13 protein-coding genes are annotated in these 17,573 nt (G+C 37.6%); 9 read left to right on the plus strand and 4 right to left on the minus strand.

Features of this window, described 5'->3' with window-relative positions:
* The first annotated feature begins 12 nt into the window (after positions 1-12).
* A complete protein-coding gene (locus tag KBP46_RS09515; protein WP_216445217.1) occupies positions 13-612 on the plus strand; it encodes a hypothetical protein in 600 nt (199 codons plus the stop codon).
* A 53-nt stretch (positions 613-665) separates the two neighbouring features.
* Here KBP46_RS09515 and KBP46_RS09520 read toward each other — a convergent pair whose 3' ends face one another.
* Positions 666-1,175: a hypothetical protein gene (locus KBP46_RS09520; protein ID WP_123278853.1), complete on the minus strand. Its 510-nt coding sequence runs from the start codon at positions 1,173-1,175 to the stop codon at positions 666-668.
* A gap of 48 nt (positions 1,176-1,223) precedes the next feature.
* Positions 1,224-2,066, minus strand: coding sequence for a S9 family peptidase (locus KBP46_RS09525; RefSeq protein WP_216445218.1), 843 nt, complete (start codon positions 2,064-2,066; stop codon positions 1,224-1,226).
* 61 nt (positions 2,067-2,127) lie between these two features.
* Here KBP46_RS09525 and KBP46_RS09530 point away from each other — a divergent pair, with 61 nt between their 5' ends.
* The 5 genes from KBP46_RS09530 (at position 2,128) to KBP46_RS09550 (ending at position 7,634) form a co-directional block, all read left to right on the plus strand.
* Positions 2,128-3,384, plus strand: a complete 1,257-nt coding sequence (locus tag KBP46_RS09530; protein ID WP_216445219.1) for a PKD domain-containing protein — start codon at positions 2,128-2,130, stop codon at positions 3,382-3,384.
* 15 nt (positions 3,385-3,399) lie between these two features.
* Positions 3,400-4,173, plus strand: a complete 774-nt coding sequence (locus tag KBP46_RS09535) for a HipA family kinase (RefSeq protein ID WP_062675385.1) — start codon at positions 3,400-3,402, stop codon at positions 4,171-4,173.
* Positions 4,160-4,543, plus strand: a complete 384-nt coding sequence (locus KBP46_RS09540) for a DUF3037 domain-containing protein (RefSeq protein WP_062675386.1) — start codon at positions 4,160-4,162, stop codon at positions 4,541-4,543. The genes KBP46_RS09535 and KBP46_RS09540 overlap by 14 nt, the downstream gene beginning before the upstream one ends.
* 21 nt (positions 4,544-4,564) lie before the next feature.
* Positions 4,565-5,599, plus strand: coding sequence for an alpha/beta hydrolase (locus KBP46_RS09545; protein WP_216445220.1), 1,035 nt, complete (start codon positions 4,565-4,567; stop codon positions 5,597-5,599).
* Positions 5,600-5,792: 193 nt separating this feature from the next.
* Complete coding sequence (locus KBP46_RS09550; RefSeq protein WP_216445221.1) at positions 5,793-7,634, plus strand: carbon starvation protein A; 1,842 nt, start codon at positions 5,793-5,795, stop codon at positions 7,632-7,634.
* Between the two features lie 219 nt (positions 7,635-7,853).
* Here the strand turns inward: KBP46_RS09550 and KBP46_RS09555 are convergent, their stop codons facing one another.
* Entirely contained in the window at positions 7,854-10,625 is a 2,772-nt protein-coding gene (locus KBP46_RS09555; RefSeq protein WP_216445222.1) for a TonB-dependent siderophore receptor, read from the minus strand.
* Positions 10,626-11,023: 398 nt separating this feature from the next.
* Positions 11,024-13,354, minus strand: coding sequence for an ATP-dependent helicase (locus KBP46_RS09560; protein WP_120233524.1), 2,331 nt, complete (start codon positions 13,352-13,354; stop codon positions 11,024-11,026).
* Between the two features lie 295 nt (positions 13,355-13,649).
* On the opposite strand from KBP46_RS09560, the gene KBP46_RS09565 reads away from it, so the two are divergent.
* The 3 genes from KBP46_RS09565 (at position 13,650) to secG (ending at position 17,535) form a co-directional block, all read left to right on the plus strand.
* Positions 13,650-14,963, plus strand: a complete 1,314-nt coding sequence (locus tag KBP46_RS09565) for a pitrilysin family protein (RefSeq protein ID WP_047429324.1) — start codon at positions 13,650-13,652, stop codon at positions 14,961-14,963.
* A gap of 51 nt (positions 14,964-15,014) precedes the next feature.
* On the plus strand, positions 15,015-17,060 hold the full coding sequence (locus KBP46_RS09570; RefSeq protein ID WP_216445223.1) for a pitrilysin family protein: 2,046 nt from the start codon (positions 15,015-15,017) through the stop codon (positions 17,058-17,060).
* A 133-nt stretch (positions 17,061-17,193) separates the two neighbouring features.
* Positions 17,194-17,535, plus strand: coding sequence for a preprotein translocase subunit SecG (gene secG / locus KBP46_RS09575; protein WP_062675391.1), 342 nt, complete (start codon positions 17,194-17,196; stop codon positions 17,533-17,535).
* Positions 17,536-17,573 lie beyond the last annotated feature (38 nt).

Genomic DNA, 17,573 nt, shown 5'->3' on the forward strand with positions numbered 1-17,573 from the left:
TCTGAATTATAGATGAAAAAATATATATTCTTCCTTTTTCTCTTAATCACATTACAATCATGCTATTATCCTGTAAAAAAAGATTATGGGATCTACAGCAAGTCATTGGTATTTTCGAAGGACAAAAAGTGGCTGATTAACAACATCAAAACAGATGTAGATTCGCACCACCGGGAAATGATTAGCAAGGAAGTATTTCAACTATTCCAGGATTTAAGCAATGGCAAAGCCTTTGACTTAAAAACGGCAAAAGCAGAAAATATCATTCAGAATAGTATTCCTTTTGATCCGGAAACTGAAGATCTTGAGGTATTGAAAAGGAACTCTGATTTTAATTTCCTGGTAAACATCTACACCATGAAAGTGCGAAACGGTTTAGACAATTCAATTGGAACGCAATATGAATATAAAAAAAATGAAACTTTTGCAATGATGGATGTCTATGATATCAGCACTATGAAGAAAATATATTCGCTCAAAGCATATTCAGAAGTTTCGGTGGAGAAAGATCAAAAGGTGACTATCTTCGATCCTTCAACTGAAATGATGACTATGAAAAACTTTCGAAGTCTTTTAAAGGCAGTAAAAAAGAACGCTGTTAAAACGAACTAAAGATATCTATCGATCATCAATAAAAAAGGAGTGAAAGTTTCACTCCTTTTCTGTTATTTGGATTTAAGCGATTCTGAAACAGTAATTTTTCCTTTTTCTGCAAATTCTGTTGCTTTACCGTTTTTATCAATAGAAATATTCAGGTTGTCATTTTTAGCATCATAGTAAATGCTTGTGGCATATCCCGGACAGTCGTGTTGTTTGCATCCAGTCAGTTTGTAGATTCCATTTTCTGATGCAATAGGACTTTCCACGTTGAAATTCTTTACCATTTCATCATACTGAGCACCGGTAAGTTTTTTCAGTCTTTCTGAAATACCTTTATCTTCAAAGAATTTAATATCATGAGGATATTTACCCACATTTTTGGTAATAACATTATCCGGAGCAGGAGCAGAAGGAACTGCAGTTGCCGCTGAATCTGCTTTTGGAGTTGTTACGGAATCCTTAGGCATTACGGTTGCCAAAGTATCACTACTTACAGAAGATTCGGTTTTTGTTTCTTTTTTACATGAAACAACACATAGTGAAAGCGCAAATGCGCCTGCAATAATTTTTTTCATAAATATATTTTATGGTGGTTACTATATAATAACGTAGTTTTAAATGTTTTATTTCAATTTTTCTTTGATAAAATCAATGCATTTTTCAGTTACAATATGGAGATCTTTTGGTAAATCATTTCCTTCCCATGGTTCTTTTCCCCCGAAAGTATGGTTGGCATTTTCAATCAGAAAAAGCTCAGAATTCGGGTGAAGAATATGAAGATGTTCTGCCTGCTTCACCTCTACCGCTTCATCTTCTGTTCCATGAATAATCAGCATATGAGCTTTAGCCATTTCTGTAGCTCGTTCTACATCAAAACGGTGAATATCCTTTTCATAGTCTTCATAAAACTGATAATAATGAGGCATTTCCTGTTGTGTACGCCCATTTAAAGCATAATAAACACCATTATTTTTCCAGTTCTCCAAGGCTTCTCCTTTTGGAAAACGATTTAAAGTATCCACACTAGCCAACGTAATCAACCCGTTAATCCTTTCATCTTCAAAAGTTTTAACAATAGAAATTCCTCCTCCTCTGCTGTGCCCGATCAGCACAATCTTTTCATCATCCACATGGGGATCTTTACTAAAGTGATCAATCACTACACCAAGATCTGAAAGTTCTTTAGAATAATTATTATTTCCAAAAGCTTCAAGATCTCCGAAGTTGAGCGGATCATCGGTTGTTGTCCCGTTATGTGAAAAATTAAACTTGACAAAGAAAAAACCTGCTTCCGCAAACTTTTCAGCCATCAGATTCCAGGCTCCCCAATCTTTATACCCTTTATATCCGTGAACAAATATGATCAGGGGAAGTTTTTTTTGACTGTCTTTATAAAAAGCATCAGCAAGAAAACCTTTTGTTTCTTTATTTTCTAAGTATATATTCTTTTCTATAATCAAATTCATAAAACAAATGGGTTTTACTTAATATTATTTATATTTATAGGATGAATTCAAACTGAAATTTATGAAAAAAACTCTACTTTTTTTATCTTTAATTACATTTTCTTTCATCCTGAGCCAGACGACCAAAAGGGTATTCTTTATTGGAAACAGTTATACTTATGTTAACAATTTACCTGGCCTTATTCAAAGCATTGCTGCATCTAATGGTGATGTATTCGAACATCACAGCCAGACTCCGGGAGGTGCTACCCTGCAGGATCATGCCAACAATCCGAATGTCACTTCAGATATTAATCAGGGAAACTGGGATTACGTGGTATTACAGGAACAGAGCCAGCTTCCTTCGTTTCCCGATTCACAGGTACAAAATCAGGTGTATCCTTATGCTCTTCAGCTTTCCAATTTAATTAAAACAGCCAATCCTTGTGGAAATGTCATTTTCTATATGACCTGGGGCCGTAAAAATGGTGATGCAACCAACTGTCCAGGACTTCCCACAGTCTGCACATATCAGGGAATGGACACTCAAATTTATAACCGTTACATGGAAATGGCGATGAACAATGAAGGTATTGTCTCTCCTGTAGGTAAAGTCTGGAGAACGATCAGAGAACAAAACCCGGCAATTGAATTGTATGATCAGGATGAATCGCACCCGAGCTACATTGGTTCTATGGCAGCTGCGTATACATTTTATACGATTATATTCAAGAAAGATCCTACCCAGATTCCTTTTAATGGAAATCTTACTCCGGCACAGGCTCAACTGATCAAAGATATTGTGAAAACAGAAGTGTATAACCAGCCTGATAAATGGTATGTAACCAACAATGATGTTCACAGCAGATTCACTTATCAGCTTACCGGAGCAGGCACCGTTCAGTTTACGAATACAACCCAAAATGCAGCTAATTATTCATGGGATTTTGGCGATGGAACGACTTCTACGCTGGAAAATCCGACGCACACCTATACTGTGGGAGGAAGTTATCATGTAAAACTTACTACAGATGCCTGCGGAGCAACTACGACCAAAACAAAACTGGTTGTTGTAAGCACATTACATACAGCAGAAACAACTATAGAAAATGGAATTCAAATCTATCCCAATCCTGTTCAAAACCTTATTAACATTGTTTCTAAAAAGAAATTTGAAGTAATTTCCCTTACAGAAGCTTCAGGAAAAATCATTCCTCATCATTTGAATAAAACAGAGACTGGCTACAGTATTTCACTTCAACATTTGACCAACGGAGTTTATTTCCTGCAATATAAAACAGGAGAAAAGGAATTCACTAAAAAAATTATTAAAAAATAAGCTTATTTTTGCTGCATGCAGAATTTAAGAACTGTAACCGTGATGCGTTACATTCTGCCCTTGAGAGAAGGAGGATCTCTTCCGGCTCTGGCAGAAGCTGATGATGATTTCAAATATGTTTTAAAATTCCGTGGCGCAGGCCATGGGGTAAAAATGCTGATTTCCGAACTGTTGGGCGGGAAAATTACCGAAGCTTTGGGACTTAAAATTCCTGAACTTGTTTTCGTTAATCTTGATGCTGATTTCGGAAGAACGGAAGCCGATGAGGAAATACAGGATCTTCTGAAGTTTTCTGAAGGTCTGAATCTTGGGTTACATTATCTTTCCGGTTCTATTACATATGATCCGGGAGTAAGTGTGGATCCGCTTCTGGCTTCAAAAATAGTATGGCTGGATGCATTCATTACCAACATCGACCGTACTTTTAAAAATACCAATATGCTGATGTGGCACAAAGAACTTTGGATCATCGATAATGGTGCTTCGTTCTACTTTCACCACTCATGGCAGAATTTTGATGCAGCGGCCAAAACGCCTTTCAAATATGTGAAAGATCATGTGCTTCTTCCTAAGGCCAAAATGCTTGATGAAGCGGATAAATTTGCCCATGAAGTTTTGAATGATACTCTTTTCAGAAATATTGTCAATATGATTCCTGAAGACTGGTTACACTGGAATGATGCTGACGAAACGCCAGAAGAAATCCGTGAGATCTATTTTCAGTTTATGAAAACCAGATTAGAAAATTCTCAAATCTTTGTAAACGAAGCGAAAAATGCAAGAGGATAAAATATATGAATATGCGGTAATACGCCTGGTACCTAAAGTTGAAAGAGAAGAATTTTTCAATATCGGACTGGTGATGTTTTCCAAGAAGGAAAAATTCATCAGAGTAGAATTCTATTTGTGTCCGGACAAATTCAAACTGATGCACAGCAAACTGGATTACGATGATATCATCCACAATCTTGAAAGCTTTCAAAAAATTGCTAACGGTGAGAAAGATGGCGGTCCTATTGCTTTTCTTGATATTCCGGAACGTTTCCGATGGCTGACAGCGGTAAGAAGTTCTGTAGTCCAGACCTCAAGACCTCATCCGGGAAAATCAAAGGATCTGAATGTCACTTTTGGTAAGCTTTTTGAGGAGTTAGTAAAGTAACACTTTTCTTAAAAATTTATTATGAATTTATCGACAAACTACATATCAATCTACAGGTTTTTCACAAACCTGTTTTTTGTTTTAATTATAGGATTTTCTAATTTATTTTTTTCACAAGAATTACCGTTAAGACCAAACAAAGCTTCTGCTATAAAAAGTACATTACTTCCTGAAATTGCAGCAGTTTCCGAAGATATCGTCTACAAAACAAACAAAAAGGGGAAACCTCTCGCTCTTGATCTCTATACTCCCAAGAATGCCACCACTGAAAAGCTTCCGGTATTGATCTACGTTCATGGAGGCGGATGGGTAGAAGGTGACAAAGTGGTAAATGCAGATAATTATCTTGAAACGACTGTAAAAAAACTGATAAACAAACAATATGCGGTGATCAGTATTAATTATACGCTTTTAAGTGACAGCATTCATTTTCCTTTGCCTCTGGAAGACACCAAAGATGCCATAAGGTGGGTAAGAAAAAATGCAGAGAAATATCATTTCGACCCCAATAATATCGGGTTATTCGGGGCTTCTGCCGGAGCTCATCTTTCTCTGATGGCAGCCTATACACCAGACAATACTTATCTGGGTAATCCGGAACTTTCCTCTTATTCGGCTAAGGTGAATTATGTGATTGATCACTATGGCCCTGCAGACCTCAACAAACTTTTCCACACCAAATTAGGCACAATCCCGGTAGCACTCATTGGATTAATGTCCAAAAAAATTGTCGGTTTACAGGAGAATCTTGTCAAAGGAATTTCCGGGTTTGATATCAGAAAAAATCAGGACAGTGCTATTGACTATCTTAAAACGATTTCCCCTGCCTATTTTGTTTCCGGAGGAGTTCCAACTTTGATTGTTCAGGGGAATAATGATAAAATTGTCCCTTTAAGCCAGTCTAAAAAGCTTCACAGAAAATTAAACAGAGCGAAAATACAGAACTCATTGATCGTCGTTGATGGCGGAGTCCATGGCTTTGGCACCACTGATAAAGCTTATCTGGATCAAATTACGGATCAGATGGTGGAATTCATTCTTTCACAGAAGAAGTAATATATACACTCTCATCAAAATACAATTCAAATAACTATAATTCAAAACATTAACACATACAAATATAATAAATTTGCTAGATTGATATACATATTGATATTTTTCATTGAGAATTAATTACCTTGGCTATTGTTTAAATTATTAACAACAAAAGCACCAATAATTTAATTTTTCATCAACAAAAATAAAGAATATGGAATCTTTAAACAATATCAACGCACTTACGCTCATCTTTGTATCTGTTCTTCTTTTTGCGATAGCTTACCGCTTTTATGGAATTTTCATTGCCAATAAAGTTCTCAGGCTCAATGACGGAAATACGACACCTGCTGTAGAATTTGCCGACGGTAAAGATTACGTGGCTACCAATAAAAATGTACTTTTCGGGCATCATTTTGCGGCTATTGCTGCTGCTGGTCCTTTGGTAGGACCTGTTCTTGCTGCGCAGTTCGGATATCTTCCGGGAGCTTTATGGATATTGATAGGATGCGTACTGGGAGGTGGTGTTCATGATATGATTGTGCTCTTTGCTTCAGTGAGACATAAAGGGCAAAGTCTAGCCACGATTGCTTCCAAAGAAATCGGGAAAGCAACGGGTACGGTGGCGGGTTTTGCAATCCTCTTCATTTTGATTCTTACGCTGGCAGGTTTATCTTTGGCTTGTATCAACGCGATGCACGAAGCTTCATGGTCTCTTTTTACAGTAATCATTACGATGCCTATTGCTATCATTATGGGATTGATTATGCGTTATAAAAAGAACAGTGTCCTGTTTGCAAGTATTCTGGGAGGAATTCTTCTGATTGCAGGGATTATTGGTGGACACACTCTGATGCAGAATCCTACGATGAATGGTTTATTTTCCTGGGATATTAAAACGATTTCTATAGCGATTCCTCTCTATGGCTTTATTGCTTCTGTATTGCCGGTATGGCTTCTCTTGGTTCCAAGAGATTATCTTTCAACTTATTTAAAAATCGGAACCATTATCATGCTGGCTATAGGAGTAATCGTTATCCATCCTACGATACAGATGCCTGCTATCACAGCTTTTGTTAATGGAGGTGGGCCTATTATTGGCGGTCCTGTGCTTCCTTTTATCTTCATTGTAATTGCCTGCGGAGCGATTTCCGGATTCCATGCGGTGATTGCTACAGGAACCACTCCGAAAATGCTTAATAAGGAAAGGGAAATTCTTTTTGTTGGTTACGGAGCAATGCTGGTAGAAGGTTTTGTCGCATTAATGGCACTTATTGCAGCATGTACGCTGATGCCTGGTGATTATTTTGCGATCAATACTCCCAAAGAGGCTTATGATTCATTTCAGGCAGCGCATCCTTCTTTGCACGGAGTAGATATTGATTATTACTCACAGAAAATAGGTATTGATCTGTACGGCAGAACCGGAGGTGCTGTATCTCTGGCCGTGGGAATGGCCCATATCTTTAACAAAATCCCGTACATGGATCAGCTGACGGCTTATTGGTACAATTTTGCCATTATGTTTGAAGCAGTATTTATTCTTACTGCCATTGATGCAGGAACAAGAGTCGGACGTTTCTTTTTACAGGAAATGCTTGGATCTGTTGTACCAAAATTCAATGATAAAAACTGGATTCCGGGAATTATTATCAGCAGTCTTCTTTTCACCTTTGCCTGGGGATATCTGGTGTACACCGGAAATGTAAACAGTATCTGGCCGTTATTCGGAATCAGTAATCAGCTATTGGCTGCCTGCGGGCTTATTGTCTGTACAACGATGCTGATCAGAATGAACAGAGGAAAATATGCTTTATGCTCGGCTATTCCAGGGGTGTTTATGGCTGGAATTACCTTCTGGGCAGGTTATATTCAGGTAACTGCCATTTATATTCCTAAAGGACAATATTTACTGGCAGCCTTAGCAATAACAGCCATGGTTCTGATGCTTATTGTATTTGCAGGAGCTTTCAGAAAGTGGTATCAGCTTCTTCAAGTCAAAACAACTGAAATTGACCATTATGGTGAACCAGTGAAAGAGCTGGTAGAAAGATAAAATTCAAATTTTATAAAGAAAAACCATTAAGGAGGATTGAAGAAATAAAGTATAGTTAAGATGAATCTTTCTGATTCTTAAGCTTAAAGCGAATCTTATCTTAATACTCGTACACTCTTATTACATCTTAATGGTTCAAAAATAAAAGTTTAATTCATATTACATAAAGAAAAAACAGTTCAGGATTTCTGAACTGTTTTTTTTATGCATTTGTTTTATTTAAAAATTGAAATTCAATCTTGCAAAAACATACCTTCCATTCTGCCCAAACTGTGAAGTAGATCTTGAATAGATGAATTGGTCATTATTGGTAGAAGCAGTAAGGTTTTTCGTTGGATAGATATCAAACAAATTGTTTACTCCCAAAGTCAATCCTACATTTTTGGTAAACTGATAAGCAGCAGATAAATCCGTAATGATCTTATCTCCGATCTGCTGGTGTTCATTAAAATCAATAATTCCGTCTCCGTTTACATCAATAATATCGGCTCCTGTTACTTTTCCGAAATAGGTATTTCTCAGATATAAACTTGCATTCTTCCATGAAAGCGTATGAGAAAGACTGGCTTTCACTCTCGGTACTGCTTCTTCCAGATACACTCTTGATTTCTCAGAGAAATATACCTTCTCCAATTGTGGAGACTGCAGAAGTCCTGCAGAATGGATATCACCAACCTGTTTTGTTTTATTAAGGTTAATGGCAAAATTGTTATCCAACTTAAATCCAGAGAATCTGGCATTATGTGAAATTACAACGTCAACTCCTTTTGTTTCCGTATCAATGGCATTCGTAAAGAACTGCGCTGCATTGATTCCTAACTGATCATAAGCTTCCTGTGCTTTCTGAGGAACATTCGCTTTTAAGAACTGGTCTGTAAGAATAATACGGTTGTCAATTCTCGTGAAATATCCGTCTGCTGTAAAGGTAAGACTCGCTGAAGGAATTCTGTACGTAAATCCTACACTTGCTGATTTGGATGTTTCCTGCTTCAGTTTTGGCATATCCAAAAGCCCTGCAAGCTGAGAATCATTACTGAATGTTCCTACTTCCAAAAGCTGATTATTCGTAAATAATGTAGAGGTTACATTATAATAAATCTGGTGGATTGATGGCGCTCTGAATCCTGTAGATCCTGCAAATCTCACATTGAAATTAGGCGCTACTTTGATTCTTGAAGCCAGTTTATAATTGAATGTAGACCCGAAATCCGAATAGTTTTCATATCTGGCTGCTGCATCCACTAACAACCAGTTGGTAAAGTTGAATTCCACATCTGCATAGGCTGCTACCGACTGTCTGTTTTTATCGACTGCATTTCCGGGTTTAAACCCGTTGAATACCTGAGAACCTCCCGGCAAGGGTTGTCCGAAAAAGTCTGTGGCTCTCTGGCTTGGATCTCCGTTCCAGATATTTCCAAACTGGTCATATGTCTGATAGGAAGCTTCTTCTCCCTGGGTAATTTTAAAATTCTCATAACGGTGTTCTCCGCCGAAGGCAACGTTAATCCCTTCCCATACATCATATTTTTTAGAGAAATCTAAATTGATGGTATTCTGAGAAAACCTTAAACCTCCTGCATTAAACTCTCTTGGTGAAGCAAAACGCAAAGAAGTATTTCCTGTATTCTGAATATTATAGGTAAATGAATTCTGTCCGTATGTATTACTGAAATCAATATTCCAGCCTTCCCATTTTCCTTTGATTCCAGCTGCTAATGAGATATCCTGAATATCTGTTCCGATCTGTGGAAGGTAACCATTAGGATATAATCCTGTAAAAGTTCTGCTTTCACTTGGTCTTCTGTAAAATCCTCCGGAAGTTCCGTGTCTTATACTATAACCTCCAAAAGTATATACTTTCCAGTTGTCACTTACAGGAATCTCAGCATTCACAAAAAGCTGGTGATTGTTAAGCTTAGACTGCCCTACCTGCATATTAAAATCCTTTCTCGTCTGTCCTCTGTAAGCCAATTCCTGATCAGTAAAATAATTAAGCTGTTCTCTGGTGAAATTTGCAGATTTTAAAACATTTTGTAGTGCAGAAATGGTATTTGCTCCCTGAATATCATTCTGTAAACCCTGAGAAAAATAGCTCACATTTTGCGCATACTGATGGATGTAATTTACAATCTGTTGTGAATTGGGTGTACTTCCAATATTGGTAAAAAGCGAAGAAAGGTTCACTCCGTCATTCAAGGCACGTTGTTCGATCGCATTATATGGGTTATAGATAGGACCGCTTTCTGTACCTGCTCTGTACGTTGGGTTTCTGAATTGCGAAGACCAGGTAATATTAAAGAATCCTCCTTTGGTTCCGATTTTATTTCCATAGTTCAAATCCAGCTGGATATTTTGGCCGTCAAAATCTCCCGTATGGTCATTAGCTGTTGGCGTAAGGTTTCCGCCATAGCTGATCTGTCCTGCCAGTTTTCCTGTATCTCTTTTCAAGTCAAGGTTGATAACACCGGCAATGGCATCAGATCCGTATTGTGCGGCAGCTCCGTCTCTTAATACTTCAATCCTGTTCAAAGCGAAAGATGGAATGGCATTCAAATCGGTTCCTACGGTACCTCTTCCAGGTGTTCCGTTGACGTTCACCAATGCTGAAGTATGTCTTCTTTTTCCGTTAACCAAGACCAAAACCTGATCAGGCCCCAAGCCTCTCAGCTGTGCAGGATCCAGGTGATCTGTTCCATCTGAATTCGTTTGAATGGTAGAAGTAAATGAAGGAGCAACCGCATTAAGAATTTGTCCGATATTGGTTTGTGGAAGGATAATTGAAGATTCTTTTACATTGAATACATCTACGGGAACCGGACTGTCTACTTTAGACCTGGCACCGGCTCTTGAACCCAGTACGACTACTTCTTCTACAGTATTGGTTTTTATGGTGTCTTTATTTGCTTTTATGCTGTCTTTTTCCTGTCCATAAGTAAATACACCGAGGAAAAATAAAACAGAGGCCGAAAGAATAGTTTTCTTATTATTCATAGTTTAGAATTTGATTAACATTTATGTTTTTACAAGGTGCAAATGTAAAATTTATTTATTAGTCTACAAAATAGATAGACTTTGTTTTTGTAAAAAACTATTATCGTTTCTTTCTATCCCTCATTTAAAGTTATGATAAATTAAGGAAACATTCGTAAAAAACATTGCTTTATAGAAGATTAAGTTCATAATAAATATTGAAAAATGTTACCCACGCAAAGAAATAAACTGCTTATTGATTATTCTTCCGGTTGCAACGGCACTTCGTTCAGGAGAGGATTATCTTAGCTCGCGATCGAAAAATATACACAGCGTAATAGTCACATTGCGAACATGGCGGTCAAACAAAAAACGGATCCAAAAATTGAATCCGTTTCTTTTATATTTTTATTCTGAAATTAAATCTTAGTCAGTTTAGCATATTTCAGGATCAGATTTTTCTCTCCTTCATGCATGAAAACTACTTTTGCTTTGATGTTCTGAGGATCTGTTCCGTCTAAGAAAGTAACTTCTCCTATTCCAAAACGGTCGTGTCTCACTTTATCTCCCACTTCAATATCCTGAGAAGAAGCTCCACTTGGATTGATAATTTTAGCCGTGCTTACTGGTTTCAGCTTTCTGACTTCCGGAGCAGGTTTCGAAGTATCTCCTCTGTCGATGGTCTTTTTCTCAACCTTTTTGAAAGATCTCATTTCAGATGGATGCTCATCAAAGATATTGGATTTCACTCCTGAATTATTGATAAACCTTTTTTCTAAAGCCGGATTAAGGAATTCAATATATTCATCATCAATTTCGCTTAAAAATCTTGAAGGCTCAGCATCTGTAATTTTCCCCCACTGAAAACGGGAAACCGCATAGGAGAAGAAAGCTTGCTTTTCTGCTCTTGTCAATGCCACATAAAATAATCTCCTTTCCTCTTCAAGATCTTCTCTGGTTGCTGAGCTCATAAAGCTTGGGAAAAGGTTTTCTTCAAGTCCTACCAGGTGAACCACCGGGAATTCCAGTCCTTTTGAAAGGTGGATCGTCATCAAAGAAACCATATCATCTTCCAGTTCTTTATCCTGAGTATCTGCAGAAAGTGCGATATTTTCCAGGAAGTTGGAAAGACTAGGATCTCCGTCTTCAAGCTGCATCTGTTCTTCAATGAATCCCTGCATGGAGTTCATCAATTCCTGTACGTTTTCTACTCTGGAAATTCCTTCAGGAGTCTGATCATCTTTTAAAAACTTGATTAATCCGCTTCGCTTTGCTACTTCCATAGCCACACTGTAAGCTGTTTCTGTTTTCAGCAATACCTGGAAAGCCTTGATCATAGACCAGAAATCGTTCAGTTTGTTTAAAACGCCGTTGTTCAAACCTAATTGCGGTGCATACATCGGAAGGTTCTCCAATACCTTTGAAACTGCAATATTGTGGGCATCAGCAAAAACAATCAGTTTATTCTGTGTCGTTTCTCCAATTCCTCTTGCAGGATAATTGATAATCCTCATCAATGCTTCAGAATCATTTTCATTGATCAGCAGACGAAGGTATCCAATAAGGTCTTTTACTTCTTTTCTTTGGTAGAAAGAAAGTCCTCCATACACTTTGTACGGAATATTTTTACGTCTCAGTGCATCTTCAAAAGCACGCGTCTGAGAGTTGGTTCTGTATAAAATGGCAAAATCGCTGTATTTTCTCTGGTCGCGGTTACGAAGTTCCCAGATATTTCCAGCCACGAAATTGGCTTCATCAGCATCGGAAAGAGATCGGTATATTTTGATCTTATCTCCCTCTTCATTATCACTGAAGACATTTTTCTTAAACTGCTGCAGGTTTTTAGCGATAACAACATTAGCCGCATTTACAATATTCTGTGTGGAACGGTAATTCTGTTCCAATGATACTGTTTTGGCATCCGTATAATCTTTTTTAAAGTTTAAAATGTTATAGATATTCGCTCCACGGAAAGAGTAAATAGACTGTGCATCGTCTCCTACCACACAGATATTTTCGAATTTTGAAGCCAAAGCTTTTACAATAAGATACTGAGAGTGGTTGGTATCCTGATACTCATCTACCATGATGTATCTGAATCTGTCCTGATATTTTGCCAGTACTTCCGGGAAACGGGTCAATAGTTCATTGGTTTTCAATAAAAGATCATCAAAATCCATAGATCCGTTTCTGAAACACTGATCCACATATTTCTGGTAAATCTGCCCAATGAATTTCATATTCGCTTTTTCATCCGCTTCCATCAGTTCAGGATTGTTGAAATAAGCTTTTACCGTGATCAGATTGTTCTTATAGGTTGAAATTCTTGCCTGAACTTTTTTTGGTTTATAAAGATCTGCATCAATATTCATATCCTTCAGAACTTTTTTAATCACATTCAGAGCATCCTGCTGATCATAGATGGTAAAGTTAGAAGGATATCCAAGGTAATGGGCTTCAATTCTCAGAATTCTTGCAAAAACGGAGTGAAATGTTCCCATCCAAAGGCTTCTTGCATTGCTGTCTCCAACTACTTTTGCAATACGGTCTTTCATCTCACGTGCTGCTTTATTGGTAAAGGTAAGCGCCAGGATATTGAAAGGGTCTATTCCGTTGTGTATTAAATGGGCAATACGCATAGTCAATACACGCGTTTTCCCGGAACCTGCTCCGGCAAGTACCATCAGAGGTCCTTGTAAAGAGGTAACAGCTTCATATTGTGATTCGTTGAGTCCTTTCAAATAGTCCATACAGCAAAAAAATTTTGGGAACACAAAATTAAGGTATTCGGAGGAGAATTCAAACTTTCATAGAGAAGTTAGGAATTTGAAGTATTCACATGGTATTTGTCAATGGTCAATTTTGCTCCGCAAGTGAATTGTGAATGATTATTCTTGGTCTCAAATCCCGCAACCCGAATCACGTAACAAATTGACAAGCGAAGCGAATTCACCATTCACTATTCACCGTCACCTATATATTTCTACACATTCTGTAACATTTAATTCACTTTTCATACTAATTGATAAACAATTTCTAAATTTTATGAAAAAGCGACTTCTTTCTGCTGCTGCCGTAGCTTTCTTCGGGCTAATGCTGAATGCACAGCAAATCAAATTCGAAGAGTATGACCTTCCCAATGGTCTTCACGTAATTCTTCATCAGGATAACTCGGCACCAGTTGTAACAACAGGTGTAATGTACCATGTAGGTGCAAAAGATGAAGTAAAAGGCAGAACAGGTTTTGCTCACTTCTTTGAACACCTTTTATTCGAAGGAACTCCTAACATCAAGAGAGGAGACTGGTTTAAAATCGTTTCTTCAAACGGAGGGCAGAACAACGCCAACACCACCAATGACAGAACTTATTATTACGAAACATTCCCTTCCAACAACGAACAGCTTGGACTTTGGATGGAAGCGGAAAGAATGCGTCACGCTGTTATCAACCAGATTGGTGTAGATACACAGAGAGAGGTTGTAAAAGAAGAGAAAAGATTAAGAATGGATAACCAGCCTTATGGAAATCTTTTCACGACCATTCAGAAAAATTTATTTACCAATCACCCATATAACTGGCCGACAATTGGTTCTATGGAAGATCTGAATTCTGCTAAATTAGAAGAGTTCCAGGCGTTCTACAAAAAGTATTACGTTCCTAATAATGCTACTTTAGTAGTTGCAGGAGATATCAAACCTGAGCAGACAAAAAAATGGATCGAAACCTACTATGGAGGCATTCCAAAAGGAACCCTTTATCCAAAAGATTTCCCGAAAGAAACGCCTATCACACAGGAAAAAGAAGTGACTGCTACTGACCCGAACATCCAGCTTCCGGCATATGTATTCGCGTACAGAACTCCGGCTAACAAAGAAAAAGACGCGTATGTTTTAGATATGCTTTCTTCTTATTTGAGCAGCGGTAAGTCTTCAGTTTTATATAAAAAATTAGTAGACCAGGACAAAAAAGCACTTCAGGTAGCGGCTTTCAACCAGGGACTTGAAGACTACAGTATTTTTGCCTTCTTCGCAATTCCGATGGGACAGACTACAAAACAGGCTTTACAGACAGATATTGATGCTGAAATCAAAAAGCTTCAGACTACTTTAATTTCTGAAGAAGATTATCAAAAACTTCAAAACCAATACGAAAACCAGTTTGTAAATGCGAACTCTAGCATTCAGGGAATTGCTGCTTCATTGGCAACCAACCACGTATTGATGGGTGACACGAATTTGATCAACAAAGAAATTGACATTTACAGATCTATCACCAGACAGGATCTTCAAAATGCGGCTAAAAAGTATCTTAATTCCAACCAAAGAATAATCATCAATTACGTACCTGAGAAAAAGTAATCATTCAACTTTTAGGTGATAACATGATTATTAAAAATTAAATTTTTACAAATGAAAAAGCAATTAACATATATAGCTGCAGCATTTTTCTTTACAGGAATGGTTTCAGCACAAAAAATAGATCTTAATGCAATGCCGAAACCGGGACCTACTCCTGCGATTAACATTGCGAAGCCAAAAACTTTCCAGCTAAGCAACGGTCTTACAGTAATGGTGGTTGAAAACAACAAATTACCAAGAGTAAGTGCAAGCCTTTCTATGGACAGACCTCCATACAACGAAGGAGCAGTAACCGGAGTAAGCGAAATTATGGCTGAACAGTTCGAAAACGGAACTACCAACATCAGCAAAGATGATTTCAACAAAAAAGTAGACTACCTTGGAGCGAACCTTAATTTCTCTTCAGGAGGTGCTTCTGCCAATTCACTTTCAAAATATTTCCCGGAAGTTTTAGGTTTGATGGCTGATGCAATCATTAACCCTAAATTCTCTGCTGAAGAAATTCAGAGCTCTAAAGAAAGAGCTATCGAGGGATTAAAGTCTGAAGAAAAAAATGCATCTTCTATTGCTGAAAGAGTTTCTAACGCTTTGATGTATGGAAAGAATACGTCAAGAGGTGAGTTTGAAACCGTTGAATCTATCAATAAAATTCAGTTAGCTGACGTACAAAATGTTTATAAAAAATACTACGCTCCGGATAATGCTTATTTAGTAATTGTTGGAGATGTAAAGTTTGAACAGGTAAAACCTTTGATTGAAAAAGCTTTCAATGGCTGGAAAAAAGCAAACACTCCTATTGCACAGTTAGAACCAGCTTCTAATGTTGCTAAAACGGAGATCAATGTAGTAGATGTTCCTTCTGCAGTACAGTCTGTTGTTTCTTTAAACAACCTGAACACTCTGAAAATGAAAGATGCCAACTACTTCCCTGCAACAATTGCCAACTATATTCTTGGTGGTGGTGGTGAAGCCAGACTTTTCATGAATCTTCGTGAGAAAAACGGATTTACCTATGGGGCGTATTCAAGTATGGTTGCCAGCAAGTATTCTCCACAATTCTCTGCAAGTGCAAGCGTAAGAAACGAAGTGACAGACAAAGCTGTTAAAGAATTCATGAATGAACTTAACGCTATTTCTACTGTAAAACCAGAAGAATTAGCCAATGCTAAAGCTAAACTGAAAGGATCTTTCATTATGTCTTTAGAGCAGCCGGCGACAATCGCAAGATTCGCTTTGAACCAAAAAGTTCAGGATCTTCCTGCTGATTTCTATACCAATTACTTAAAGTCTATCGATAAAGTAACTGCTGCAGATGTTTCCAATGCTGTAAAAGCTACTATTTTACCTAACCAAAGCAGAATTTTCATCGCTGGTAAGGCATCTGACATTTCTGAAGGATTGGAAAAATTAGGTTATCCTGTAAAATATTTTGATAAGGAAGCGAATCCGGTTTCAAAACCAACTGTACAAAAAGTGGATGCCAGTGTAACGGTAGCTTCTGTAGTTGACAAATACATCAATGCTATCGGAGGAAAAGCTAATCTGGCAAAAATCACTTCTTATACTACCAATGCCTCAATGTCTATGCAAGGACAAAACATCGATTTTAAAATCGTTAAGGCACAAGGCGGAAAGGAACTTACCACTGTAACAGCAATGGGACAGGTTGTTCAGAAGCAGGTTTTCGATGGAAAAACCGGTTATTCGATGCAAATGGGACAAAGAGTGGATATCACACCGGAAGAAATTGCTGAAAAACAAAAGAACCCTGAACTTTTCGAAGAATTAGGTTTTGCAAAATCTGCTGATTATAAATTAGGCGGAATTGAAAAAATCGGAGGGGAAGATTCTTATGCTATTAAAGGTGGAGATACCACCTATTACTATAGTGTTGCAACGGGATTAAAAACCGGAGAAACTAAAAAAGTAAAAGCTAAAGGCCAGGAAATGACCATCCCAACAACATTCTCTAATTACAAAGATGTAAACGGAGTTAAAATGCCTTACACCATCTCTGTAAGTCAGATGGGAATGGACATGACGATGACGGTAAAGTCTTATGAGATCAATAAGGCTACAGATGCGGATTTTAAATAAGAACACCTTATTTTTATACAAAAAACGGCAACAATTGTTGCCGTTTTTATTTTTATCAACATTTGGCGACATCTTTTTTTGTCATTCAGTAAAAAAAGATTAAATTTGCCCATTCAAAAAGATATAAGAATTAATGGATACTATATTTACACTACTAATGGTTCTTGTTATGGTTGCCAGTGTTTTATTGGTAATTATCGTTATGGCACAAAACCCAAAAGGAGGAGGCCTTTCCAGTACATTCGGAGGTGCATCATCTGCACAGTTCGGGGTACAGAGAACCAATGATTTCATGGAAAAAGCAACATGGACTCTAGGCGGAACTATCATCGTTCTTATCCTTTTAAGCGTTGTTATCACAGGTAAGCCATCTCAGACACTTCCTGCACAACAACCTGCTAAGAAAGAAGCTCCGGCTAAACAGTCAGCTCCTGCTTCTTCTACTACAACTACTCCGGTAGCTCCGGCAAAATAAGAAGAATATTATCTTACATACAACAAAAGCAACTCAAA

This window comes from Chryseobacterium sp. PCH239 (genome assembly GCF_018924625.1).
GTDB lineage: Bacteria > Bacteroidota > Bacteroidia > Flavobacteriales > Weeksellaceae > Chryseobacterium > Chryseobacterium cucumeris.